The organism is Nonomuraea sp. NPDC049607, from assembly GCF_040675375.1.
Classification (GTDB): Bacteria; Actinomycetota; Actinomycetes; order Streptosporangiales; family Streptosporangiaceae; genus Nonomuraea.
On sequence record NZ_JBFAOV010000031.1, the window covers coordinates 87542 to 110979 of the forward strand.

Genomic DNA, 23438 nt, shown 5'->3' on the forward strand with positions numbered 1-23438 from the left:
CGTGACCAACTTCCCGATCCTGCGGTCGATGGACCTGAGCCCCGCCCCGACTACTTGCAGATGGCGCGAGGAATGACGAATCAACGTGCTGCACGAGGTGGGCCGTGGTCAGGTCTTGGCCTGATCCTGCTGACAGGCGTGCTGCTGGTAGCGCTGGCCTGGGTGGTGGCCGACGGGCGTGAGAGCGCCAGGATCGCCACCGCCAGGGACCTGGCCCTGCAAGGGGTGAGGCTGCGTGATGTCGATGACCTGGCCGCGCGGCTCGTGGGCGCGGCCGCGGTCGAGCTGCACGCCGATGCCGGTACGCGGGCCGCGCTGACCGGCACGTTGCTCGCCGGGCGTCAGGGCAGTCTGCCGGGCGCGAGCGACGTGCGGGACCTCGCGCTGTCGGCCGACGGGCGGATCGCGCTGTCGGCGGACGCGCACGAGCGCGTCGTCCGGTGGGAGCTGGCGCCTCAGGGGCTTCCCGGGCGCGGCCTGCTGGTGACCGCGTCGAGCACGTTGCAGGATCGCCTGGACGCCTCCGCGGTGGCGCTCACCGCTGATGGCCGCACCGGCCTGATCGGTGGTCGTGACGGTTCGGTGCGCGTGTGGGCGATGGGCGGTCATTCCCGCTCGCGCATGGTCGTGGCGGGTGATGGCGTGCGGCCGGTGAGCGCGGTGGCGCTGTCGCGGGACGGCGGGAGGGCCGTGGCGGGCTTCGACGGCGGCGGGGTCGTCTTCTGGGACGCGGCCGGCGGGCAGCTCCGGCGGCCGTCGGCGGTGCACGCGTCGGCGGTGTTGTCGGCGGGGTTGAGCGCCGATGGGCGCAGGGCGTTGACGGTCAGCGAGGACAAGGCGGTGGTGTGGGACCTGGCCGATCCGGCGCGTCCGGTTCAGGCGGGGGTGCTGACCCGGCCGGGTGTGCCGTGGGGGGCGGGTGCGCTGAGCGCCGATGGGCGTACGGCGGTGACGGGGAATAAGGTGTGGGACGTGGGCGATCCGGCCAGGCCGCGGCGGCTGGCGACGTTGCCGGGGGTGCGGAGCCTGATGATCGGCGTGGCGTTGACGTCCGACGGGAGTGGCGCCGTGACGGGCGAGGACGGCGGCAGGGTCGGTTGGTGGGGGTTGCGTGACCGGCTGCGTCCGGTGCTGCTGGCCGAGTTGCCCGGGCCGCCGGGCCCGGTGGGCGCGGTGGCGTTGAGCGCCGACGGCGGGGTGGCCATGAGCGCGGCGGCCGGGTGGGGGGTGATGTCGTGGCAGGTCGGCGGGATCAGCGATGATCCTCTGCGTGACGTCTGCGCCGACTCGGCCCTGCGTGCTCTCCGGGTGACTCCGGAGACGTGGGCGAAGATCGCCGGTGGCGTGGGCTGGCCGGATGGACTTGGCGATCCAGGCCCCCACAACCCATGTCCTGCGCTCTGATCATGAGGAAACACCGAAAATGCGAGTAGTCAGGGCGTGCTGGAAGGGAGCGTAGGAGCTCCATTTCTTGAGGGGTGTCACCCGTGGGGACGACTGTGGAATGCCGCCACAGCGCTCGGCGTGATCGTGACGGTGATGGGCTGTGGTGCCAGCACAACCTCCCCAGGAGCGCCTTCACCGTGCCTTTCCGGCCGTACGTGCCACAGCGGCCCAGCACTGCGATCTGCCCAGCGATGCAGATATCCCCAGCCCGGATTTTCGGCGGCCAGGCGCAGCACCAGAGTGCGGATGGCAGGTCGGGATCGGTGGCCGTCCCGGCCCGTGCTTAAGGTAGGTCCAACGTCGCCTCACCAGGTCGGCGTGCCAGCGCAGGAGCGTCCGCGGGGTGACGAACAGGTGACTTCGGCGGCGTCGGTACAGGAGTCGCGCGAGCGCGGAAATGATGGCCCGGTCCGCCCACGACGGCCGGGGCACGGCGACCTTGCGCCGGAGAACAGCCAACTGACGCCGCGACACCAGGATCTCTGCGTCCTTGGACGCCTGTGATCGCGCAGGCAGCGCGATCGCCTCCGAACCGGCTCTCCCTCACGCCGCAGTTCCTGGGACCCGACCACCCCGTGCAACCGAACTCCGCGTACCGGCGCTAGGGGACGGCCTTGAGCAGCCAGAGCTCGTTCTCGTCATGACCGGGTTCGCGAACTGCACCACGCGTGCGCCCGGGTCGGTGGAGGCGTTCGCGACTGCCAGAACCTTGCCCGAGTGCTTGGCGATGTGCCGCCTTGTCTCCATAAGAGACGATTGCGCACGGGAGATCACCCTTCGACCGTGACCGCTTTCGGACAGGGTTTCCCACCGCACCTGGTCGTACCACCACTGGAACAGCTCGGCGCCTCGGCGACGAGTCCGGCCCCTCCCCCGCACTCCAGCCGATGTCGCCGCCGGGCGCGGCGACACGATCCCGGTCCGACCCGGGCCACCGGGTCACCGGGTCACCGGGTCACCGGGTCACGCGAGCTTGAGCAGCAGTTCGGTGAGCTCGTCCGGCATGGTGATCATGCAGTCGTGGCCCGTCGGCAGCTCCCACACCTGTGCGGGGCTGCCGTTGGGCTGCGTCGCCGGGACGGGCCGCCGCGTGATGCCCTCCGGCACGCCCGCGACGCAGTGGATGTGCGTCCGCGGGATCGCGTGCGTGACGGCGTTGTCCAGCCGGACCGGCTGCTGGAGGCAGAGCGCCGGCTGGTCCGACAGCATCGCCCGCAGCCAGGCCACGTCCGCCGGGTCGGTGACCCCGAACAGGCCCAGGGGCGGCGGCAGCTCGGGCATCGGCGGGATCCGCCAGCCGGTCCCGGACTGCGCGGCGCGGTCGATGAGGGCCCGGGTGACGGGCTGCACGTCCACCGCGCTCTCGCCGTCCTCCGGGACCATCGCGTCGAGGTAGACCAGGTGGGCGATGCGTTCCGGGATGCGGTTGGCGACGGAGGAGATGACCAGCCCGGCGTAGCTGTGGCCGACCAGGATCACGTCGGTGAGGTCGTTCGCGGTGATCAGCTCGACGATGTCGCCGGCGTGGGTGTCCAGTCCCACCTCGGGGCCGAGCAGATGGGCCTTGTCACCGAGGCCGGTCAGCGACGGCGCGACCGCCTGATGCCCGGCCGAGGTCAGGAGCGGGACCACCCGCTCCCAGCATCGTCCGCTGTGCCAGGCCCCGTGTACCAGCACGTACGTTGACATGTGCGGCTCCTTGCTCATCAAAGGGGTGTTCGTTCCCGAGTGAGGTTTCCGCTCGTCCGCCGGCGCAGCCAGAGCCCTCACGATCCTGGGGGTGAGGGGGCCAGGCACGCGCCGAGGTGCGCCGTTACCGTGGTGCGCATGGGCGGCGAATCCAACCTTCTGGGCGAATACGTACGCGCCCGCCGGGAGCTCGTCACTCCTGAGCAGGCCGGCATCCCTTCCGTGGGCGTACGGCGGGTGCCGGGCCTGCGCCGGGAGGAGGTCGCGATGCTCGCCGGCATCAGCGCCGACTACTACCTGCGCCTGGAGCAGGGCCGCGACCGCAACCCGTCCGCGCAGGTGCTGGTGTCCCTCGCGCGCGTGCTGCGGCTCGACGACGACGCGACGGCCTATCTGCTGCGCCTCGGGACGGGCGATCCCCGGCGGCGACGGCGGCGGCCCCGCAAGGAGAGCGTTCCCACGGGCATCGCCAAGCTCGTCGCCGCGCTCGCGCTGCCCGCGTACGTGGAGGGCCGCTCCTTCGACGTCCTGGCCGCCAACGCGCCGGCGACCACCCTGTCGCCGCGGCTCGCGGCGGGGCGCAACCGCCTGCGGGACGTGTTCCTCGACCCCGCCGAGCAGGCTCTCTACCCGGACTGGGAGAACGCCGCGCAGGGCATGGTCGCCGGCTTCCGCAAGTCCGTCGGCGCCGACATCGACGATCCCCGGTTCGTCGAACTCGTCGGCGAGCTCTCCCTCGCCAGCCCGCTGTTCAGCAGGCTCTGGGCCCGTCACGACGTGAACACGTGCGAAGGCGCGGCCAAGCGCCTCGACCATCCCCAGGTGGGTGAGCTGTGGCTGAACCGGGAGAGGCTGGGCGTGAGCGGCGCGGCGGGCCAGACGCTCATCGTCCTGCACCCGGACCCCGGCACCGACAGCGCCGAGAAGCTGGCGCTCCTCGCCTCCGTCACGCCTTCCCCGTAAATCACCCGGAGGCTCGCCGACCGGCTCGGCCGCGCGCATCCGCCGCTGGAGTTCGGCCTGCGCGTCACCACCGCCGGCCGGCGCCGCCTGCCGTGGCTCAGGCGGAGGGGCGCAGGCGGCGCTCGGCCGGTGGGATCAGCAGCACCTCCAGCGCGCGGGCGCAGGCCCGCGCGTGCGCGGCGAACCAGTCGATCCGCGCGTCGCTGATGACCAGCGGCGTGGAGCGCACGGCCAGCGCGTAGCGGACGTGGTTGTGCCGGTCGAGCACCGGCACCGCGACGGTGCGGATGCCGTCGCCCGACTCCCCGTCGTTGAGCGCATACCCCGACTCGCGCACGCGGACCAGTTCCTCGCGCAGTTCGGCGTGGTCCACGATGGTGCGGCCGGTCAGCGCCGGCAGCGGGCCGAGCGCCTCCAGGTCGGCGCTGCCCTCCGGGTCCCAGGCCAGCAGCACCTTGCCCAGCGCCGTGGAGTGCAGGGGGCGGCGCAGCCCGGCGCCGCTGTCGGGGTTGAGCGAGCCGCCGCTCAGGATGACCGCGTGCCGGTCGTTGCGGACGGCCAGGTCCACGGTGGCGGAGGTGATGCGGGCCAGCTCGGCCAGTTCGGGGGTGATGCGGTGCAGGCCGCGCCGGTGGAAGGAGAGCTGCCCCAGCTCCGTGATGGACGGCCCCAGCCGGTAGCGGCCGGTGCGCGCCTCCTGCTCCAGGAAGCCCGTGGCGGCCAGCGTCCTGGCCAGGCGGTGGGTGGTCGAGGTGGACAGCCCCATCCTGCGCGCCAGGTCGGACAGGCCGAGCGAGGCGTCACCGCCCCCGAAGCAGCCGAGCAGGCCGATCGCCCTGCGCACCGACTGGACGCTGTCGTCTGTTGCCATGCGGGAAACTCCGTCTTCCGAGTAGGGAGATCGGGGACCAGGTGGAAGCCGGTCCAGCCGGGAACGCTTCCCGCATCGCGGGACAATCTTTGCATTCCCTACCAATTTACAAGCAAACTCTGGCCCATGACCACAGCCGCACTCGACGCCATCTGGTTCACCCGCTGTCCCGTCCCCACCGCCACAGGCATCGCGGCCGACCAGGGCTGGCTGGCGGGAGAGTTCGCCGGCGACGGGATCGAGGTCCGCTCGCTGCAGGACGACGACCCCGGCGTGCCCCGCGAGACCCACTACACCCACGCTCTGACCGGCCTGTTCCGCGAGGGCGGCAACGTACCGGCGCTGTGGGCGCGCTCGCGCGGCGAGGCGACCAGGCTCATCGGTCTCACCTGGATCGAGGAGCGGCAGGTCGTGCTGGTGCGCGGCGGCACCGCCCTGGAGAGCCCCGAGCAGCTCAAGGGCCTGCGGCTGGCGGCGCCCCGGCACCGCATCGCCATCGACTTCTGGCGGGCCATGGCCCTGCGCGGCTTCCACGGCGCGCTCTCCCTGGCCGGGCTCGGGCTCGGTGACGCCGAACTGGTGGACGTCGAGGCCGAGCCAGACGGCGGCCAGTGGGAGGCGGAGCTGGCCGCGCTGGCCGCCGGCCGGGTGGACGCGGTCTACGTCAAGGGCGCGCTCGCCGTCGAGGCCGCCCTGCGCCACGGCGCGGAGGTGGGCATCGACCTGGACGCCGTGCCGGACCGGCGCGCGCGGATCAACAACGGCACCCCCCGCCCGATCACCGTCCACCAGCGCCTGCTGGACGAGCATCCGCAGGTGGTCACCCGCTTCCTGGCCGTCCTGCTGCGCGCCGCGGACTGGGCCGCCGCGCACCCGTCCGAGGTGGCCAGGATCCTGGGCGCGGAGACCGGCGCCGGCGCGACCGGCGTGGCCGCGGCCTACCGCCCCGGCGCCTCGCTCCACCTCGACCTGTCCGCCGAACGCCTCGACCTGCTGGCCGAGCAGGAGCGCTTCCTGCGCGGCCACGGCTTCCTCGAATCACCCGTGGACGTCGCCGCCTGGGCCGACCACACCCCGCTCCAAGGAGTCACCCATGCGTAAGCTGCTGCTCGCCCTTCCGCTCGCCCTCCTGGCCACGGCCTGCGGCGGCCCGGACACCACCACCACCGCCGCCGGCCAGGAGCAGGTCGTCGTGCGCATCTCCGACCCCGGCAACAGCGGCTTCCTGGCCGTCGCGAAGAAGGACGGCAGCCTGGACGCGGCCCTGGCCAAGGTCAACGCCAAGGTCAAGTGGGCCGGGGACTTCTCCGTGTTCGCCCCGGCCGCCCAGGCCATCAACGCGGGCTCGCTCGACATCGCCACCGGCTCGATCACCTCCGGCGTCACCGCGCTGGCCGTCAAGCCCAGTTTCAAGATCTTCGCCACCGTCCCGCCCGACCTGGCCGGGGAGGGCATCGTGGTGAAGAAGGACTCGCCGATCAGGTCCGTGGCCGATCTGGCCGGGCGCAGCGTGGCCGTCGGGCACGGCGGCACCAGCGAGTACCTGCTGCTCAAGGCGTTGCAGACGTTCGACGTGCCGGTCGAGAAGGTCAAGCGGGTCTATCTGCCGCCGCCGCAGACCGCGCCGGTCTTCGGCTCGGGCGAGGTGGACGCCTGGTCCACCTTCTCCACCTTCCTCATCCCCGCCGTCACCCAACTGGGCGCGCGCGTCCTGGCCGACGGCGAGGCGATCAAGTCGGACAACTACGTGATCTACGTGGCCGCCAACAAGCTGCTGCAGGAGCATCCCGAGGTGGTCAAGGCGCTGTTCGCGTTCATCAAGGAGGGCAGCGCCAAGGAGATCGCCGATCCGGCGGCGTACCTGAACGTCTTCACCCAGACCGGCCCGCAGGCCGTGCAGGGCGAGCAGAAGGAGCTCGTGGTCGGCATCCAGAAGAAGGGCAGGCCCGTCCAGGCGGTCACCGCCGCCGAAATCACGAAATATCAGGACGTGGCGAGGTTCTTCCTCGACCAGAAGGTGCTCACCGCGCCGCTGGACGTCTCCCAGCACGTCGTGGACGTGAACACGCTCGGGAGCGCGCGGTCATGAGCGTGGCCACTCACGCGGAGACCGGCGTCGAAGGGCTCGTCGCGCCACAGCCGCCGCGCTCGTCCGGCCGCCATCCGGCCGTCACGCTCGCGCTGCGCGCCACCGGCCCCGTCCTGCTGCTCGCCGCCTGGTACGCGGCCACCGCCACCGGCGCCCTCACCCAGGACGTGCTCGCCGGCCCTCAGGACGTCGTCGACACCTTCGGCGAGCTGTGGGCCGACGGCCAGCTCCCCGAGGCGCTGCGCGTGTCGGTCACCAGGGCCGGGCTCGGCCTGCTGCTGGGCGCCTCCACGGGGCTGGCGCTGGGCGTCGTCTCCGGCTTCACCCGGCTCGGCGAGGAGCTCGTCGACTCCTCGATGCAGGCCCTGCGCGCCATCCCGTTCCTGGCGCTGACCTCGCTGTTCATCGTCTGGTTCGGGATCGAGGAGGCGTCCAAGATCCTGCTGATCGGGGTGGCCTGCACGTTCCCCATGTACATCAACGTCTCCAGCGGGGTGCGCAACGTGGACCGCAAGGTCGTCGAGGCGGCCCGCTCGTTCGGACTGGGCCGGCTGGCCGTCGCCCGCGAGGTCGTGCTGCCGGGCGCGCTGCCGTCGATCTTCGCCGGGCTGCGGTTGTCCACCACGCTCAGCGTGATCGCGCTCATCGCCGCCGAGGAGATCAACGTGACGGCCGGGCTCGGCTACCTCATGGCCCGGGCCACCGACTACCTGCGCACCGACATCCTCGCTCTGTGCGTGCTGCTGTACGCGGTGATCGGGCTCGCCGCCGACCTGGCCCTGCGGCTGGCCGAGCGGGTCACGATGCCCTGGCGCAGGGCGGTGACGATCCGATGAGCCTCGCCGTACGCACCCGGGGGCTGCGCAAGGTCTTCGGCGAGCGGGCCGTGCTCGACGGGGTGGACCTGGACGTGCGGCGCGGTGAGTTCCTGGCGCTGCTCGGCGCGAGCGGCACCGGCAAGACCACGCTCCTGCGCATCCTGGCCGGGCTGGACGCGGCCGGCGGCGGGAGCGTGCTGGTGCCGCCGGTGCGCACCGTCGTCTTCCAGGAGCCGCGGCTCGTCCCGTCCAAGCGTGCCCTCGCCAACGTGATCATCGGGCAGGGCCGCGCCGCCCGTGCCAAGGGCCTGGCGGCCCTGGCCGAGGTGGGGCTGAGCAGCCATGCCGACGCCTGGCCCGCGACGCTGTCCGGCGGCGAGGCCCAGCGGGTCGCGCTGGCCAGGGCCCTGGTACGCGAGCCGGAACTGCTGCTGCTCGACGAGCCGTTCGCCGCGCTGGACGCCCTGACCCGGCTGCACATGCAGGACCTGATCGCCGAGCTGTGCGCCCGGCACCGCCCGGCCGTGGTGCTGGTCACGCATGACGTGGAGGAGGCGATCCTGCTCGCCGACCGGATCGCGGTGCTGCGCGCGGGCACGTTCGTCACCGATGCGCGGGTCGAGCTCGACCGGCCGCGCGACCGCACCGACCCCGACTTCGTCGAGCTGCGCCGCCGGCTCCTCGCCGACCTCGGCGTGGACGCCCCCGCGGGAGCGGCGCCATGACGGCGCCCGGGAGCAGTGCCGTGAGCAGGGCCGTGAGCAGGGCCATGACGGCGGCGGGCTGGATCGCCGAGAACGCCGCCGCGCTGACCGGGCTCGCCGACCGGATCTGGGCCTACGCCGAGCCGTCGCTGCGCGAATGGCGCTCGGCCCTGGCCACCGCCGCGCTCCTGCGCGCGCACGGCTTCACGATCGCGTGGGGCACGGCCGGCCTGCCTGCCGCGTTCGTCGCCACCCACGGCGACCGGGGGCCGGTGCTGGGCTTCAACGTCGAGTACGACGCCCTGCCCGGCCTGTCCCAGCGGGCCGGCGCGGCCCGGCACGAGCCGGTCGCGTTCGAGGGCGACGAGTACGCCCCCGCCTACGGCCCCGGCCACGGCTGCGGCCACAACGCCCTGGCGGCGGCGTCGGCAGGCGCGGCCATCGCCGCCGCCACGGCACTGGGGAACCGGGCCACGATCAAGGTGTTCGCGTCCACCGGCGAGGAGCATCTGGTCGGGAAGGCGTACGCGGTGCGCGACGGCGCCTACGACGGGCTGGACGCCTTCCTCGACTGGCACCCCGCCCCCGTCACCGGCACCGGCTGGGACGTCACCAGCGCCCTGTACTCGGCCACGTTCTCCTTCCTCGGCTCGCCCGGCCACGGCTCGAACCCGCTGGGCACCCGCAGCGGCCTGGACGGCGCGCTGCTGCTGACGGAGATGGTCGAGCGCCTGCGCGCCGGCCACGTCTCCCCCTCCGGCCGCGTCAGCTACACGATCAGCGGCGGCGGCGCCCCCAACGTCACCCCCGACCTGCGGACGGTCTGGGTCTATGTCCGCGAGTCCACGGCCGCCGCCGCCAGGACCCTCTACGACCAGGTCGTGACCTGCGCCCACGCCGCCGCCGCCGGCAGCGGGACCCGGCTGGAGCACCGCCTGGTCACCGCCATCCGGCAGGGGCTCGGCAACCGGGCGGGCGCCGAGCTGCTGCACCACACGATGAGCGAGCTGGGGCCGCCGGTGTTCACCGACGCCGACCACGCGTTCGCGCGGCGGCTGCAGGCGGCGATCGGCCGGCCGCCCGCCGGCCTGGCCGGCGAGGTGCTGCCGCTGCGCCCGCCCGCCGGTCCTGACCTCGGCGGCCCGTCCAGCGACACCTCCGAGGTGAGCTGGACGGCGCCGCACCTCAGCCTGGTCGCGGCCGTGGTGCCGCTCGGGGTGCCCCTGCACTCGTGGGCGGCCACCGCGGCGACCGGCACCCCGATCGCACACGCCGGGCTGCTGGCCGCCGCCCGCTACCTGGCCACGGCGGCGGTCACGCTGGTCGACCAGCCCGAGACGCTCGCGGCGGTCGGCGCGGAGTTCGACTCCCGCGAGCGGGAGCCCGCGCTCCTGCCGGCCGGCGCCGAGCCGCCGTACCACCTGCCGCCGCCCGGCTTCCTCGACGAGACGGGCCAGTCGCCGCGGCCGACCCGGACGCCGCCCGTTTCCGCTGAACCCCTAGGAAAGATCTGACATGTCCGTCCTGCTCATCTCCGGCAGCCCATCGGCCGCCTCGCGCACCGTACACCTGCTCGACCACCTGGCCGGGCGGCTGGACCGGCCCGCCACCGTACTGCGCCTTCGTGACCTGCCCGCCGAGGCCCTGTTGCGCGGCGACACCGCCCATCCCGAGCTGGCCCACGCCACCGCGCAGGTGGCCGCGGCCGACACGATCGTCGTCGCCACCCCGATCTACAAGGCGTCCTACACCGGCCTGCTGAAGGCGTTCCTGGACGTCCTGCCGCAGGGCGCGTTCGCCGGCAAGACGGTGGTGCCGATCGCCACCGGCGGCACCCCGGGCCACCTGCTGGCCGTGGACTACGCCCTGCGCCCGGTGCTGAGCGTGCTCGGCGCGCGGCACGTCACGCGCGGCCTGTTCGTGCTGGACAGCCAGATCGAGCCGCTGGCCGGGGAGCTGCTCCCGCGCATCGACGCCCTGCTGGAAGAGGTCCCGCTGGGGGCGGCGGCATGACGGCGCACCGCACCGGCCGCTTCCACCTGGCCCTGCCCACCCGGAGCCCCGCCCCCACCCCGTTGCCGGGCTTCGTCACCGACGTGCGGCCGGCGCTCACCGACCCCGCCGGGCGGGCCGCCGTGGCCGCGGACCTGTCCGGGTGGGCGGGCGCGCTCTCGCCCTTCGACCCCGCCGGCCAGGAATCTCTCGCCGTAGCCGCCAACGCCCTGCGCCGCACCCGCCACCTGCGGGTCGTGGCCGAGTTCCACCCGGCCGTGGCCACCCCGGTCTACGCGGCCAAGCTCTCGGCGTCCCTGCAGCGTTTCTCCGCCGGACGGCTCGGCTGGCGGCTCGCGGTGGATCTGGACCCGGCCGTGGCCAGGGCGCAGGGCGACTTCCTGACCGGCGCCGCCCGGTTCGCCCGCGCCGACGAGTTCCTCACCGTGGCCAAGGGCGTCTGGGGCGGCGGCCCGTTCGACTTCGCCGGGGACTTCTACGAGGTGGTCAAGGGCGGCTTCGGCGCGCCGCTGTCGTCCCCGCCCTTCCCCGAGGTGCACCTGTCGGGCGTCTCGCCCGAGGCCCTGGAGCTGTCGCGCCGCCACGCCGACGTGCACGTCTTCGGGGCCGGTGACGACCTGGCGGCCCTCGTCCCCGAGCTGCCCGGCCTGCGCTACGGCGTGCACCTGCCCACGATCGAGGCCGCCGACGAGTACGCCGCGCTCGGCGTCACCGAGTTCTTCCTCCAGACCGAGGACGTCTACCGCCTCGGCGAGCACGTGAAGGAGCGGTCTGTTGACCGTTGACATCTACTGGCGCATTCACATGGAGGGCGACCAGCCCTCGCTGCGCCGCCGCGTCCGCAGCCGAGGCGGTTTCGCCCCCGGCGGCACCGCCCCCGGCACCAGGGACGGCCGGGACGACGGCTACAGCCACGCCGACTACATGGCCGAGGTCGCCAGGGCCGCCGAGGACAGCGGCTTCACCGGCGGGCTGCTGCCGAACTTCCCGCACACCGACGACCCGTGGGCCGCCGCCGCGACGCTGGCCCGCGAGACCACGTCGTACCGCTTCATGGTGGCCTTCCAGCCCGGCTTCCTGCACCCCGTCCAGGCCGCCCGGATGACGGCCACGCTGCAACGGGCCACCGGCGGCCGGATCGTCTACAACGTCATCTCCGGCGGCGGCGGCCCGGCGCAGCTGTGGTGGGGCGACAAGGTGGACCACGACGACCGCTACGCCCGCACCTCGGAGTTCCTGGACGTGCTCAAGGGAGTCTGGCAGGGCGGGCACACCCACCGTGGCCGCTTCTACCAGGTGGAGAACGCCGGGCTGCCGGAGGAGCTGGCCGGGCAGCCGTTCCCCGAGATCTTCTTCTCCGGCTCCTCCCCCGCCGCCATCGACGCCGCCGGACGGCACGCCGACTACTACCTGTCCTGGCTGGAGCCGTTCGAGGCGCTGGAGGAGAAGTTCGACGCGGTGCGCGCGCACAGTGCCACGCCGCCCCGGTTCGCCGTGCGGGTGGACCTGCTGGCCCGGGAGAGCGAGGAGGAGGCGTGGGCGGAGATCGAGGCCGGCTGGCGGGCCCGGCCGCGCGAGAGCGACGCCGGCGAGGGCGACTCCGTCGGCGTGCGACGCAGCCGCGCCTTCCTCGCCGGAGCCGGTGACGACCCCCGCGCCCTGGAGGTCGCCCCCCACGTGTGGGGCGGGTTCAGCCAACTGCGCGACGGCCCGGCCTTCGGCCTGGTCGGCGACTACCACCAGGTCGCCGACCGCCTCGACCGGCTGCTGGACCTCGGGGTGGACGCCCTCATCCTGGCCGGGATCCCCCATCTCGAAGAGGCCCGCCGCGTGGGCCGCCACGTTTTGCCGCTACTGAAAGGACGCTCCTGATGACCACCAAGGTCGGCTTCTTCCCGCAGAACAACACGCTCTGGGTGACCCGCCACCGCGACCTGCTGCCCGGCGTCGAATGGGTGGACCTGAACGCCCTCGGCCGGGACGAGCGCGTCGATCCCACCCGGGCCCTGCCGTCCGCACACGGCGACCACCTGTTCGACGGCGGATACGACTTCATCGGCACCGGCTCCACGCCCCCGGTCACCGCCCAGGCCAAGGGGCACGACATCGTGTACGTGGCGATCTCGGGGCCACGGGTCGAGAACGGCCGCCTGGTGGTGCGGGACGACTCCCCGATCGGCTCGGTGGCGGAGCTGAGGGGCAGGCGGGTGGCGCTCGGGCACGGCTCCTGGCAGACCACCCTGCTGCTGCTGGCGCTGGAGCGGGCCGGGCTCGGGTGGGGCGACATCGTCCCGGTGGACGCCTACGGCAACGCCGCCGAGCTGCTGGTGAACGGCGACGTGGACGCCTGGGTGGGCTCCTACCCGTACCTGACGCCGGTCGAGTCGCGCACCCGGACGCTGGTGGAGACCGAGGGCCTGTTCAGCCACCGCTCACTCTGGTTCACCCGCCGCGACTTCGCCCAGGAACGGCCGGAGGAGCTGGCCAGGATCGTCACCGCGCTGCAGCGGGCGGACAACTGGACGGAGGAGCACCCGCGCGAGGCCGCGGCCCTGTTCGACGGCGACCTCGACGCGTGGGAGCACGCGCTGCGCACCCGCCCGTGGGGGCTGCACCCGGTCAGCGCGGAGTTCGTCGCCGAGCAGCAGCACGCCGCCGACCTGTTCCACGCCAACGGGCTCATCCAGCGGAAGATCACGGTCGCGGACGCCGTCCTCCCCGAGATCGGCGAGCTGGTGACGCGAACCCGGTGACTTCTGTCCTCTCCGCCGCCCACGCGGCAGCGGAGAGGTTTCCTGGATCAGCCGCGTGCTTCGGGCGGCACGTAGGCGAAGGTGGGACCGGCGCCGCCGGGCAGCGCCATCAGGGCCTGCGCCTGGGCCCTGAGCGTGAACATGGTGCGGGTGGCGTCCGTGAGCCGCTTCGGGTCGCCGTTGAATGCCTGCTCCTGCAGGTTCAGCAGGGTGCTGTAGGTGGTGTCGAACAGATCCTGCGCCGCCCGTACGGCACTGCCCGGCTCGGCGGGCCGCGGGTTGGGTGTCATCGGCAGCACGCCGTCCGGGTCGACGCCGACCTTCTCCCCGGTCGGGCCGGTTTTCGGGGTGTCGCCCCGTTGGTAACGGCGGCCGAGCTTGAGCTCCTGAAAGCGGTAGTAGTGGGCGACCTCTTTCCGCTCGGGGTGGAGGACGTCCTGGTCACCGTCCCAGACCTCACCGCGGGCGGTACCCTCCCCCTGCTCGACGATCTCCTTCAGCGCGCCGAGCGCGGACTCCAGATCCTCGACGGCGAACAGCGATCCGGCAGTGTGGCGGAAGTGGGCGCCGCTCACCTGCCGGGCCGGGTCGCCGCAGAACACCTCCTTCTCGCCGAGCGTTTCGCACAGGTAGCGCAACCCCTGCTCGATCGCGGCGTAGAACTGCCCGATCGTCTCGTAGCCGTCGTCCTCCGGCGGTGCGCCGGGCGGCGCGGGCTGTTCCAGGCGCAGGAACATCTCCAGCGCCTCCGCGCCGAACGGCACCAGCGACACCTCCAGATCACCATGAGGCAGCTTGCGCGGATGCGGCGGCAACATCCCCGGCATGTCCAGACGCGGCGTGCCACCGACGGCGTTGAGCAGGTTCGCCGCCAGCGCCAGATGCAGCATCTCCTCCACGAAGACGCCGCTCACCACCTCCACAGCCGCCGGGTTACGCTCCGGATCAAGCGAGTACAGCGCCGTCAAGTACGGCGGCAGCGTCGCGTGCTCCAGCTCGATCGCCCACTGCAGGTGCTCACGCAGGCTGCCGAGCGTGCCGATCCGAACCGGTCGTTCATGGTTCATTCGTGTCAAACCTCGGGTTGTTGGCATGGCGGATCGGACCGCCGGCCGGTGGGCCGGCGGCCTGGTTCGATCCTGGGATCAGGCAGCGACGACGGCAGCCGGTGCCGTCACGCTGCGGATACTTCGCCGGGGTTCAGGACGGGCGTGGCGCGCGGCGGTCCTTGCGCTGGGCCAGCTCGGCCTCTTCCACCAGCGTGAACATCGGCTTGCCCGGCTCGCACAGCATGGTGACCGTGAACCGTACCGGGACATCGTCGCGATTGTTGCCGTCCTGGTAGTGGATGACGTCGCCACCCGGCTCCCAGAACGCCTCGCCGGCGCGGATCACCCGCTCCGGCTCTCCTTCCAGCTCCATCAGCATCTCGCCCTCGAGGACGACGCCGAAGGCGGGACCGGGGTGGCGATGCGGCGGCGCGCCAGGGTCTCCGGGCGGGTACTCGATGACCACGGTCATCGCGTGCGCGCCCTCGGGGATGAACGGAGGCTGCGCCTCCTGCAGCACGGTCAACGCCGTCTGCCACGCGGTCGATCGCGGCTTGTCCATCGCCCCGCCCTACTTCGCGTCGGACTGGTCGAGCCAGTCCTTGTAGGTGATGGTGCCGAGCTGCGCGCCGTCAGCGGGCACCAGCGACCGCTCGCCGAGCACGCTGCCGAAGTAGCGCGCCTGCGGGTCGACGACGACCTCGCGGGTGTCGCCCCAGGCGGCCAACGCCTTGCGGAAGAACTCGTCCATCTTGTACTGGGTCGGTCCAGCGATCTCGATCCGGCCGTTCAGCGGCGTCCCCATCGCGGTCCTGCCGACCGCCTGGGCCACGTCGTCGCCCGCGATCGGCTGGAACAGCACCGGCGCGATGTGCACCTTGCCGTCGATCGTGCCCTCGTCGGCGATGCCGCGGGCGAACTCGAAGAACTGGGTGGAGTGCACCAGCGAGAACGGGATCCCCGACTTCTCGATCAGCTGCTCCTGGGCGATCTTCGCCGCGAAGTAGCCGTTCTCCGGCATCCGCTCGGTCCCCACGATCGACACCGCCACGTGATGGCCCACCCCCGCGGCCGCCTCGGCCGCCAGCAGGTTGCCGGTGGAGGTCTGGAAGAACTTCATGACGGCCTCGCGCTCGAACGAGGGCGAGTTCGACACGTCGATCACGACCTGTGCGCCCTTCAGCACCTCGGCCAGACCTTCCCCGGTCAACGTGTCGACGCCGGTGTTCGGCGACGCGGCCACGGCCTCGTGGCCGTGCTCGCCCAGCTTCTTCACCAGCTTCGACCCGATGAGCCCGGTCCCGCCGATCACCACGATTTTCATTGCTGGCACCCTTCTGGCTCTCTGGACGCTGTGGTGCGCCCCTGTCGTCAGCTAAGACAAGGCAGCCCCCTCGGTTGTGACAGGCGGCCTCGTGTTCGAGGAGGAGCCTGGTGATCCCGAGCTTGGTGCAGGCGTGCCGGAGGTGCGTGGTGACCTGCGTGGCCGCTGGCCCGCCCGGGGGAGGAGCTGCCGGCGGTCACGGCGACGCGCGTGGAGTAGAGCGGCCTGAATTCCACCCCGTCGTCGTCGTGTCAGTGGAGAGGATCTGGTCGTGCACCGGTATGCCCTTCAGTGCCAACGCTGGAGTTTGTCGGGGTTCAGGGTGATCCACACCGCCGTGACCTCGGCTCCGGTCACGCTCACGCTGACCACCGCCACGACCTTGCCCGTCCGCCGCAGCACGAGCCCCGTCCTGCCGTTCACCGATCCGATGGCCGGCTCGGTTCCTGGCTGGTCGATCAGCAACGCCGTGACGACCCGCGCGACCGCGTCCGCACCGTAAGTCGGCCGTACGGCGACGCGCACCTTGCCGCCGCCATCGCTGACGACGGTCGCGTCGGCGGCCAGAACTTCCCGCAGCGCCTCGGTGTCACCCGCCTGGCAGGCCGCGGCGAACCGGCGGGCCACCCGCTCGTGCCTGGCGAGCATCTCCGGGCCGTACCCGGCCTGGTGCGAGGCGGGGTACGGCACGGGCTGGGCCCGCGTCACCCGGCCGCCGGGCACGTGGTCGGGGTCGGGGTCGGGGTCGGGGTCGGCGACGAGCTCCAGGCAGATGCTTCCCGCTGTCCGCGTCAGCCAGGCGCGCGGCACCGCGATGGCGGCGCGCTCCTCCTCGTCGAGGGCGTACCAGCGGCGATAGGTCTCCTGGACGACGTGGTCGGCCGTGGTGTCCGAGCCGAACATGCACAGAGCGATCTCGAGCAGGTGCTGCCGTTCGTCGAGCATCTCCGCCAGCGACTCGGCGCTCGCCTCGGTCATGGTCTGCCGCCTCCTTCATCGTTGGCAGATAAGACCGGACAGCCCGTTACGTTGTGACACAGCGGCTGCGAGACCGCTCGAAGGCCTCGATCTTGGCCGGGTTGAGAATCCACAGCAGGTGGTGGATCCCCTCCTGGGAGGCCTCGATGGCGAGTAGGGCGACGCCGCTGCCGTCCCGGGTGACGAGCACGCCTGGCAGCCCGTTCATCTCGACCCACGTGACGGCGGTGCCCGGCCAGAACCGCGGCGAGAACGCGGCCACGAACCTGGCCACCCGCTCGTTGCCCAGCACGGGGAACTTGGCCGATCCCCTGATGCCGTCGCCGTCGGAGGAGCTGACGACGTCGGCGGCGAAGAGCTTCTCCAGGGCGCCGACATTTCCCGTCTGGGCGGCGTCGAGGAACGTCTCCAGGAGGCGCCGGTGCTGGAGCCTGTCAACGGGCTCGTGGCGGACGGCGGTCACGCGCCTGCGGGCACGGCTCACGACCTGCCTGACATTGACCGGGGTGAGCTGCAGGATCTCCGCTATCTGCGGATAGGGGTAGTCGAAGGCCTCGCGCAGGACGTAAGCGGCGCGCTCGGTGGGATTGAGCCTCTCCAGCAGGAGCAGAAAGGCCAGCTCCAGCGCTTCGCCGCGTTCGGCGCCGACAGTGGGGTCAAGACTGGTGTCCACGGGTTCCGGCAGCCAGGGGCCGATGTAGGACTCCCGCCGCACGCGCGCCGACTTCGCCAGGTTGATGGCCAGCCGGGTGGTGACCAGCGCCAGGAAGGCCGGCGGGTTCTCGATGGTCTCGCGGTCGGTGTCCTGCCAGCGCAGCCAAACCTCCTGGACGATGTCCTCGGCCTCGGCCGCGCTGCCCAGCATCCGGTAGGCGATGCCGAACAGCCGCGGGCGCAGCTCGATGAAGGCGGACGCCGCCCGATCGAGAGCGTCCGCCTGTTCCAGGGATTCCGTGTTCATGTGCCCCACCTCGATTCACCCGTCGGCCTGGGCAGGGGTTCGTCAGCCTCGCGCGTGGTCGGCAGCGTCGAGGATAGTCGCAGTCACGGCGTCGGGCTGGGAGGCCGCGAGCGCGTGGGAGGCGCCGGCGAGCTCGCGAGTGCCGCGCGAGTCCGCGCGCTCGGCCATGAAGCGCAGTGCGGCGGCCGGGATGTTGAGGTCCTTGTCGCCGTGGACGAACCAGGACGGGACAGTGCGCCAGGGTGCCTCGTCGACGGCGAGCCCGTCGGACAAGGCGCGCTCGGTCACCGGCCGCTGGGTCGCGGCCATCAGCGCGGCCTCCTCGGTGTCGAGGTCGGCACAGAACTGGCGGTGGAACTTGGCGGGGTCGATACGGAACTCGTTGCCGCCGGAAGCCACCGGGTAGGCCTGCAGCGCCTGGCCGAGCGTGCTGCCCTCGAACTTGCTCGACAGCAGCAGCGCGCTCTCACCGGGCTCGGGGGCGAAGGCGGCGACGTAGACCAGGGCACGCACGGCCGGGTTGCCCGCCGCCGCCTGGCTGATCACCATGCCGCCGTAGGAATGGCCGACAAGGACGACAGGGCCGCCGATGCCGTCGATCACGTCCCGCAGGTAGGTGGCGTCGCCCTCCACGCCGCGCAGCGGGTTGGCCACGGCGACCGTGGTGAGCTGTTTGCCGCGCAGGCGCTGGATGACGCGGTTCCAGCCGGCCGACTCGGCGAAGGCGCCGTGGACGAGGAGGACGACTGGTTGGTTCATGGGTTTGCCTCTCTGGTTGTTCACTCGTGAAAGCCGATCTCGCGGTGGGTGCCGTCGCAGAGCGGTTTGTTGCCGGAGTGGCCGCAACGGCACAGCGTCATCCGGTTCCTGGTCTCCAGCGGTAGGCCGTCCGATCGGGTGACGGGGATTCCACCGGTCACCCACAGCGCGCCGGCGAGGCCGTCCTCCTCCTCCAGCACCGAGACGGCGCGCGGGAGGTCGGCCTCGATCGTCTCGCCGCCGCGTTCGAGGGCATAGCTGTAGGAGCCGGAGGGGCAGTGATCGATGCGACCCATGACGTCGGAGCGCACGTCGCTGTCGGCGGTGTCGTCGAGCATCCTGGCGATGGGCCTGGTCCGGCCGATGCAGAAGGCGGCGTGCACGCACAGCTCGCCCACCCGCTGCGCGGAGATGCCGACGCCGTCGTGCACGTGCTGCAACTCCTGGTAGGGCCGCATCGGCGCGGCCTCCGTGCCGTCGAAACCGATCACGGCGTGAGTCCCGTCGCAGAACGGCTTGGCGCCCGAACGGCCGCAGCGGCACAGCGCATAGGTTTCCTCGGTCTCCAGCGGCTCGCCGGTCCTCCAGGTGAGCGCGTTCTTCTGCTCGGCGGAGACGATCTTCCGCTTGCGCCGCAGGGGGACGCGACCGTACACGACGTACGGCCCGTCCCGGAGCACGACGATCCGCTGATGGTCGCCCGCGCTCCAGCGGCGCAGCTCAGGCGGGACGTACTCGAAGGTGAGGCCGCCCCGCCGCATCAGCCCCTGCGCCTGGGCCTTGAGCGCGTACATCTCCCCGGTGGCGACGGCGAGCATCCTGGGGCTGCCGTTGAAGGCCAGCTCCAGCAGATGGAGGATGGCGCAGTAGGTGTGGTCGAACTCCTCCTGCGCGGCGCGGTCCGCAGGGTCGGGCGTCATGGGGAACACCCCGGTGAGATCCAGCGACAGCTCTTCACCGGTGGGACCGGACTCAGGGGTGTCCCCGCGCCGGTAGCGGCGGCCGAGCTTCAGCTCCATGAAACGGTAGTAATGGGCGACCTCGTCCTGGTCACCGTCCCAGACCTCGCCGCGGGCGGTACCCTCTCCCTGCTCGACGATCTCCTTCAGCGCGTCCAGCGCGGAGGCGAGGTCGGTGACGGCGACGAGCCTGCCGCCGGTGTGACGGAAGTGGCCGCCGCTCACCTGCCGGGCCGGGTCGCCGCAGAACACCTCCTTCTCGCCGAGCGTTCCGCACAGATGGCGCAGCCCCTGCTCGATCGCGGCGTAGAACTGCCCGATCGTCTCGTAGCCGTCGTCCTCCGGCGGCGCGCCGGGCGGCGCGGGCCGTTCCAGGCGCAGGAACATCTCCAGCGCCTCCGCGCCGAACGGCACCAGCGACACCTCCAGATCACCGTGGGGCAGCTTGCGCGGGTGCGGCGGCAACATCCCCGGCATGTCCAGACGCGGCGTGCCACCGACGGCGTTCAGCAGGTTCGCCGCCAGCGCCAAGTGCAGCATCTCCTCCACGAAGACGCCGGTCACCACCTCCACAGCCGCCGGGTTACGCTCCGGATCAAGCGAGTACAGCGCCGTCAAGTACGGCGGCAGCGTCGCGTGCTCCAGCTCGATCGCCCACTGCAGGTGCTCACGGAGGCTGCCGAGCGTGCCGATCCGCGGCTCAGGCAACGTCGTCACCCGGCCGCGAGCCGCCTTCCAGCACCTCGACCGCGTCGCGCAGGCCCCGCAGAGCGATCTTCTCGCGATCGACGTCCGTCGGGTCGTACAGCCACTCGGTGACCGGCTGCCCCACCTCCTCCTCCGGGTGGCTGGCCTCGGCGATGATCAGCTCCTCCTCGATCTCGACGTGGAGCTCGTACAGGAACTCGTTCTCACCGTTCGGGGTGCTCATGTCTCCTCCAAGGGATCTATACGGCGATCTGGCGGGCATCGACTCGATCAGGATTGGCCGGACCCCGAACCGCCAGCTAAGACAGGGCAGCCTCGGCATTTGTGACAAGATCCGGCTATTCGACGAGCTTTCCCACGGTTGAGACCTCGCGCATGAGCGCCGCGATCTCGGCGGGAATCGGCGGGATGCTCTCCCGCTCCACCGATCCGGGGCCGGACCACACGAGGTTGACCTGCAGTGCGGGGTCGAGTTCCGGGTAGTCGGAGCGGTTGTGGCAGCCGCGGGTCTCGCGGCGCTCGATCGCGGTTTCGATGGTCGCGCGCGCGGCGAGCGCCGCGGACTTCAGATCGAAGGCGTGGGCCAGGTCCTGGAAGCCGGCGATGTCCGGGTGCACGCCCATCCCGCTGATGCGCGCCTCGACCCCTGCCAGTTCGGCGAGGCCTTTTCGCAGGCCGCCCTCGTCGCGTACCACTCCGGCGTGCTCCGTCATGATGTCGCGGAGCGCTCGCTGCAGCGACCGCACGTTCTCCGGGCCGTCGGCGGACAGGCGCTCGTCCACTTCCTGCCGCGCCGCGGCGAGCGCCTCGGCGGAACGGCGCTGCGCGCCGAGACCCGCGGAATACTCCGCCGCCGCCCGGCCGACGATGCGGCCGAAGACGAGCAGCTCGATGAGGGAGTTGCCGCCCAGGCGGTTGGCGCCGTGCAGGCCGCTGGCCGCCTCCCCGATCGCGTACAGGCCGTCGACGTCCGTGCCGTGGTCCTCGGGACGTACCCGGACCCCGCCCATCGAGTAGTGCGCGGTCGGCGCGACCTCGATCGGCTCCTTGGTGATGTCGAGCATCTGCAGCTCCAGGAGCGTCTGGTAGACGCGCGGCAGCCGCGTCATGATCGTCTCGCGCGGCAGATGCGACACGTCCAGCCACACACCGCCGTCCGGGGTGCCGCGACCTTCCTTGATCTCTGTGTACGCGGCCAGCGCGACCCGATCGCGCGTGGACAACTCCATCCGCTCCGGGTCATATCGGGACATGAACCGCTCGCCGAGCCGGTTGCGCAGGACCCCGCCCTCGCCCCGCGCCGCCTCGGAGACGAGCGTGCCCGCCGCGTTCTCCGGCGCGATGAGACCAGAGGGGTGGAACTGCACCAGCTCGGGGTCGCGGATGCGGCAGCCGGCCAGGACGGCCAGGCGGAAGGAGTCGCCGGTGTTCTCATCGCGCCGGGAGGAGGTGCGCCGCCAGATCCTGGTGTGGCCGCCCGCGGCCAGGATCACCGCATCGGCATGGATGACGTAGCGGCTGCCGTCGGTCAGGTCGAACCCGTACGCGCCGAAGACCGCGTTGCCGCGCACGAGAATCCGCGTGATGTACACCGTGTCGAGGACGCGGACGTCGAGCTGGGCCGCCCGGTTGATCAGCGTGCGCTGGATCTCCAGTCCGGTGTAGTCCCCCGCGTACGAGGTGCGCCGGAAGGTGTGGGCGCCGAAGAAGCGCTGGGAGATCCGCCCGTCCTGCTCGCGTGCGAACGGCATGCCGTACCGCACGAGGTCCTCGATGCCACGCGCGGCCCCCTCGGTGACGATGCGCACCGTCTCGGGGTTGGCCAGCAGGTAACTCTCCTTGAGAGTGTCGGCCGCGTGCTGCTGCCAGGTGTCCTCGGGGTCCATCGTGGCGAGGGCCGCGTTGATGCCGCCTGCCGCGAGCGAGGTGTGTGCGTCCGCCTTCGGCCGTTTGCCGACCGCGAGGACATCCACCCCGCGCTCGGCGAGTTCGACGGCCGCCCGCAGCCCGGCCCCTCCCGTCCCGATGACCAGGACGGACGTGGCGATTCTGTTCTCTGACGCGTACATGATGCTCCTTCAGCTACGTGCCGCCCAGATGGCGACGGCGACCAGCGCGACGCAGGCCGCCGCGATCAGCGCGACCACGGCGGCCACCCCGATCCACGGCGCCGCGAGCGGCGACAACACGACGGCGCCGACGCACCCTGCCACGGCAGTGCGGGGGACGACGGAGTCCGCGTCGACCAGCGCATGCACCGCCCGGAGCAGGATGAGATACACCCCGACCGGGACGGCGACCGCGTAGCCGATCGCCATCGGCGATGCCGCCAGCTGGCGCCCGCTCTGCTCCACCGCCACCTCCAGCCCGGCGCCGAGAGCCGCCAGCGCGGCGAAGATGCCGAAGTGGCCGTACCCCCACCAGTACGACCGATGACGCCGCTCGCTGAGCCCCTCCCCTGCCTCGACCAGGAAGTACAGCCACCACAGGGCGAACAGCAGGACGAGACCGGATCCGGCGATGACGACGAGGGGAGCCGCTTCGAGCGCCCCTTCGACCCCTCTGCTCGCGGCCAGGACACTCTCGCCCAGCAGAATGATCGTGAACAGGCCGTAGCGCTCGGCGATGTGCTGCGGGTGCCAGGTGGTCGCCCTGACCCGCTCCGCCCACCACGGCACCGCCAGCTCCAGGGCGACCAGGCAGGCGAAGAACGGCAGCTGGAGTGAGGCCGGCAGGAGGCCGGCGTCCAGGAGAGCGAGCCGGAGCAACCAGCCCAGCTCGACCAGACCTATGCCCGCGGCGTAGCGGAGCCCCGTACGGCGGCTCGCCGGGTCTTCGAACGCGGCCCTCAGCCATTGGGCGACGAGCCCGATCCTCATGATGAGGTAGCCCAGGGTGATGATCCCGTAGTCGGAGTGGCCGGCCGCGGCGGGCACGCCGACGGCGAGGACCAGCACCCCCGCCATCTGCACCATGGTCAGCAGCCGGTAGGGAACGTCGTCGGTGTCGTAGGACGAGGCGAACCAGGTGAAGTTCATCCACGCCCACCAGATGGCGAAGAACACCTGGAGGAACGGGACCAGCCCGGTCAGGCCATGACCTTCGGCGATGACGTGCGCGAACTGCGCCGTGACGGCCGCGACCGCGACCACGAAGGTGAGATCGAAGAGGAGCTCGAGCTGGCTCGACGCGCGATGCGGCTCGTCGACGGGCCGTGAGCTCATCCTGACCCGGATCCGGATGGTGGTCATGGTCGAGGGCACGCTCACGCTCCTGTCGCTCTTTCGGCGTCCGATTCACCCCGAAAGACCGGACGGCGTCGTGATCTGTGACAGATAGCCGCGACAGCGATCG

The 23438-nt window shown here is 71.9% G+C and carries 23 protein-coding genes; 11 read left to right on the forward strand and 12 right to left on the reverse strand.

The genetic code is table 11. From position 1 onward, the window contains the following. Nucleotides 1–138: 138 nt before the first annotated feature. The gene (locus tag AB0J97_RS39855; RefSeq protein ID WP_364099002.1) at nt 139–1404 is read left to right on the forward strand and encodes a hypothetical protein; all 1266 of its coding nucleotides are present in this window, start codon (nt 139–141) and stop codon (nt 1402–1404) included. A 1005-nt stretch (nt 1405–2409) separates the two neighbouring features. Here AB0J97_RS39855 and AB0J97_RS39860 read toward each other — a convergent pair. Next, entirely contained in the window at nt 2410–3135 is a 726-nt protein-coding gene (locus tag AB0J97_RS39860) for an alpha/beta hydrolase (RefSeq protein ID WP_364099005.1), read from the reverse strand. Nucleotides 3136–3273: 138 nt separating this feature from the next. Between AB0J97_RS39860 and AB0J97_RS39865 the strand changes: the two genes are divergently transcribed. Then, a complete protein-coding gene (locus AB0J97_RS39865; protein ID WP_364099008.1) occupies nt 3274–4098 on the forward strand; it encodes a helix-turn-helix transcriptional regulator in 825 nt (274 codons plus the stop codon). Between the two features lie 97 nt (nt 4099–4195). On the opposite strand, the gene AB0J97_RS39870 is transcribed toward AB0J97_RS39865, so the two are convergent. Further along, a complete protein-coding gene (locus tag AB0J97_RS39870; RefSeq protein WP_357700211.1) occupies nt 4196–4969 on the reverse strand; it encodes an IclR family transcriptional regulator in 774 nt (257 codons plus the stop codon). Between the two features lie 126 nt (nt 4970–5095). Here AB0J97_RS39870 and AB0J97_RS39875 point away from each other — a divergent pair, with 126 nt between their 5' ends. Genes AB0J97_RS39875 through AB0J97_RS39915 form a run of 9 tightly spaced genes read left to right on the forward strand, consistent with a single transcriptional unit; the run spans nt 5096 to nt 13346 of the window. Then, the gene (locus tag AB0J97_RS39875; protein ID WP_364099012.1) at nt 5096–6070 is read left to right on the forward strand and encodes an ABC transporter substrate-binding protein; all 975 of its coding nucleotides are present in this window, start codon (nt 5096–5098) and stop codon (nt 6068–6070) included. Further along, nucleotides 6063–7058 carry an ABC transporter substrate-binding protein gene (locus tag AB0J97_RS39880; protein WP_364099015.1) on the forward strand — a complete coding sequence of 332 codons (996 nt, stop codon included), beginning with the start codon at nt 6063–6065 and terminating at the stop codon, nt 7056–7058. The genes AB0J97_RS39875 and AB0J97_RS39880 overlap by 8 nt, the downstream gene beginning before the upstream one ends. Beyond that, nucleotides 7055–7894: an ABC transporter permease subunit gene (locus tag AB0J97_RS39885; RefSeq protein WP_364099018.1), complete on the forward strand. Its 840-nt coding sequence runs from the start codon at nt 7055–7057 to the stop codon at nt 7892–7894. Before AB0J97_RS39880 ends, AB0J97_RS39885 begins: the two co-directional genes overlap by 4 nt. Next, nucleotides 7891–8601 (forward strand): ABC transporter ATP-binding protein, encoded by a 711-nt coding sequence (locus tag AB0J97_RS39890; protein WP_364099021.1) that lies wholly within the window; start codon nt 7891–7893, stop codon nt 8599–8601. Before AB0J97_RS39885 ends, AB0J97_RS39890 begins: the two co-directional genes overlap by 4 nt. A gap of 20 nt (nt 8602–8621) precedes the next feature. Further along, on the forward strand, nt 8622–10094 hold the full coding sequence (locus tag AB0J97_RS39895) for a hypothetical protein (RefSeq protein ID WP_364099024.1): 1473 nt from the start codon (nt 8622–8624) through the stop codon (nt 10092–10094). A gap of 1 nt (nt 10095) precedes the next feature. Then, the gene (gene ssuE / locus AB0J97_RS39900) at nt 10096–10593 is read left to right on the forward strand and encodes an NADPH-dependent FMN reductase (RefSeq protein WP_364099027.1); all 498 of its coding nucleotides are present in this window, start codon (nt 10096–10098) and stop codon (nt 10591–10593) included. Further along, on the forward strand, nt 10590–11378 hold the full coding sequence (locus tag AB0J97_RS39905) for an LLM class flavin-dependent oxidoreductase (RefSeq protein ID WP_364099030.1): 789 nt from the start codon (nt 10590–10592) through the stop codon (nt 11376–11378). Before ssuE ends, AB0J97_RS39905 begins: the two co-directional genes overlap by 4 nt. Then, complete coding sequence (locus tag AB0J97_RS39910) at nt 11368–12465, forward strand: LLM class flavin-dependent oxidoreductase (protein WP_352356221.1); 1098 nt, start codon at nt 11368–11370, stop codon at nt 12463–12465. Before AB0J97_RS39905 ends, AB0J97_RS39910 begins: the two co-directional genes overlap by 11 nt. Then, nucleotides 12465–13346: an ABC transporter substrate-binding protein gene (locus tag AB0J97_RS39915; RefSeq protein ID WP_364099033.1), complete on the forward strand. Its 882-nt coding sequence runs from the start codon at nt 12465–12467 to the stop codon at nt 13344–13346. Before AB0J97_RS39910 ends, AB0J97_RS39915 begins: the two co-directional genes overlap by 1 nt. Before the next feature lie 47 nt (nt 13347–13393). Here AB0J97_RS39915 and AB0J97_RS39920 read toward each other — a convergent pair whose 3' ends face one another. The 10 genes from AB0J97_RS39920 to AB0J97_RS39965 form a co-directional block, all read right to left on the reverse strand. Further along, nucleotides 13394–14413: a ferritin-like protein gene (locus tag AB0J97_RS39920; RefSeq protein ID WP_364099036.1), complete on the reverse strand. Its 1020-nt coding sequence runs from the start codon at nt 14411–14413 to the stop codon at nt 13394–13396. Between the two features lie 133 nt (nt 14414–14546). Beyond that, nucleotides 14547–14957: a cupin domain-containing protein gene (locus tag AB0J97_RS39925; protein WP_225289041.1), complete on the reverse strand. Its 411-nt coding sequence runs from the start codon at nt 14955–14957 to the stop codon at nt 14547–14549. Between the two features lie 9 nt (nt 14958–14966). After that, on the reverse strand, nt 14967–15719 hold the full coding sequence (locus AB0J97_RS39930; protein ID WP_364099039.1) for an SDR family oxidoreductase: 753 nt from the start codon (nt 15717–15719) through the stop codon (nt 14967–14969). A 288-nt stretch (nt 15720–16007) separates the two neighbouring features. Next, nucleotides 16008–16697, reverse strand: a complete 690-nt coding sequence (locus tag AB0J97_RS39935) for a hypothetical protein (protein ID WP_364099042.1) — start codon at nt 16695–16697, stop codon at nt 16008–16010. 46 nt (nt 16698–16743) lie between these two features. Beyond that, the gene (locus tag AB0J97_RS39940; RefSeq protein ID WP_364099045.1) at nt 16744–17658 is read right to left on the reverse strand and encodes an RNA polymerase sigma-70 factor; all 915 of its coding nucleotides are present in this window, start codon (nt 17656–17658) and stop codon (nt 16744–16746) included. Between the two features lie 42 nt (nt 17659–17700). Then, nucleotides 17701–18417: an alpha/beta hydrolase gene (locus AB0J97_RS39945; RefSeq protein WP_364099048.1), complete on the reverse strand. Its 717-nt coding sequence runs from the start codon at nt 18415–18417 to the stop codon at nt 17701–17703. Nucleotides 18418–18437: 20 nt separating this feature from the next. Beyond that, nucleotides 18438–20093 carry a ferritin-like domain-containing protein gene (locus AB0J97_RS39950; RefSeq protein WP_364099051.1) on the reverse strand — a complete coding sequence of 552 codons (1656 nt, stop codon included), beginning with the start codon at nt 20091–20093 and terminating at the stop codon, nt 18438–18440. After that, nucleotides 20077–20307 (reverse strand): hypothetical protein, encoded by a 231-nt coding sequence (locus tag AB0J97_RS39955; RefSeq protein WP_357700177.1) that lies wholly within the window; start codon nt 20305–20307, stop codon nt 20077–20079. Before AB0J97_RS39955 ends, AB0J97_RS39950 begins: the two co-directional genes overlap by 17 nt. Before the next feature lie 115 nt (nt 20308–20422). Further along, nucleotides 20423–22153, reverse strand: coding sequence for an FAD-dependent oxidoreductase (locus tag AB0J97_RS39960; protein WP_364099054.1), 1731 nt, complete (start codon nt 22151–22153; stop codon nt 20423–20425). 9 nt (nt 22154–22162) lie between these two features. Further along, nucleotides 22163–23347 (reverse strand): low temperature requirement protein A, encoded by a 1185-nt coding sequence (locus tag AB0J97_RS39965; protein ID WP_364099056.1) that lies wholly within the window; start codon nt 23345–23347, stop codon nt 22163–22165. Nucleotides 23348–23438: the final 91 nt, after the last annotated feature.

What these genes read in the sequence shown, in the direction of transcription:
- AB0J97_RS39865 (WP_364099008.1), top strand. Translation starts at nt 3,274, where the DNA reads ATGGGCGGCGAATCCAACCTTCTGGGCGAATACGTACGCGCCCGCCGG.
- AB0J97_RS39940 (WP_364099045.1), bottom strand. Translation starts at nt 17,658, where the DNA reads ATGAACACGGAATCCCTGGAACAGGCGGACGCTCTCGATCGGGCGGCG.
- AB0J97_RS39860 (WP_364099005.1), bottom strand. Translation starts at nt 3,135, where the DNA reads ATGTCAACGTACGTGCTGGTACACGGGGCCTGGCACAGCGGACGATGC.
- AB0J97_RS39890 (WP_364099021.1), top strand. Translation starts at nt 7,891, where the DNA reads ATGAGCCTCGCCGTACGCACCCGGGGGCTGCGCAAGGTCTTCGGCGAG.
- AB0J97_RS39885 (WP_364099018.1), top strand. Translation starts at nt 7,055, where the DNA reads ATGAGCGTGGCCACTCACGCGGAGACCGGCGTCGAAGGGCTCGTCGCG.
- AB0J97_RS39945 (WP_364099048.1), bottom strand. Translation starts at nt 18,417, where the DNA reads ATGAACCAACCAGTCGTCCTCCTCGTCCACGGCGCCTTCGCCGAGTCG.
- AB0J97_RS39960 (WP_364099054.1), bottom strand. Translation starts at nt 22,153, where the DNA reads ATGTACGCGTCAGAGAACAGAATCGCCACGTCCGTCCTGGTCATCGGG.
- AB0J97_RS39870 (WP_357700211.1), bottom strand. Translation starts at nt 4,969, where the DNA reads ATGGCAACAGACGACAGCGTCCAGTCGGTGCGCAGGGCGATCGGCCTG.
- AB0J97_RS39915 (WP_364099033.1), top strand. Translation starts at nt 12,465, where the DNA reads ATGACCACCAAGGTCGGCTTCTTCCCGCAGAACAACACGCTCTGGGTG.
- AB0J97_RS39920 (WP_364099036.1), bottom strand. Translation starts at nt 14,413, where the DNA reads ATGAACCATGAACGACCGGTTCGGATCGGCACGCTCGGCAGCCTGCGT.
- ssuE (WP_364099027.1), top strand. Translation starts at nt 10,096, where the DNA reads ATGTCCGTCCTGCTCATCTCCGGCAGCCCATCGGCCGCCTCGCGCACC.
- AB0J97_RS39905 (WP_364099030.1), top strand. Translation starts at nt 10,590, where the DNA reads ATGACGGCGCACCGCACCGGCCGCTTCCACCTGGCCCTGCCCACCCGG.
- AB0J97_RS39935 (WP_364099042.1), bottom strand. Translation starts at nt 16,697, where the DNA reads ATGACCGAGGCGAGCGCCGAGTCGCTGGCGGAGATGCTCGACGAACGG.
- AB0J97_RS39930 (WP_364099039.1), bottom strand. Translation starts at nt 15,719, where the DNA reads ATGAAAATCGTGGTGATCGGCGGGACCGGGCTCATCGGGTCGAAGCTG.
- AB0J97_RS39875 (WP_364099012.1), top strand. Translation starts at nt 5,096, where the DNA reads ATGACCACAGCCGCACTCGACGCCATCTGGTTCACCCGCTGTCCCGTC.
- AB0J97_RS39925 (WP_225289041.1), bottom strand. Translation starts at nt 14,957, where the DNA reads ATGGACAAGCCGCGATCGACCGCGTGGCAGACGGCGTTGACCGTGCTG.
- AB0J97_RS39955 (WP_357700177.1), bottom strand. Translation starts at nt 20,307, where the DNA reads ATGAGCACCCCGAACGGTGAGAACGAGTTCCTGTACGAGCTCCACGTC.
- AB0J97_RS39880 (WP_364099015.1), top strand. Translation starts at nt 6,063, where the DNA reads ATGCGTAAGCTGCTGCTCGCCCTTCCGCTCGCCCTCCTGGCCACGGCC.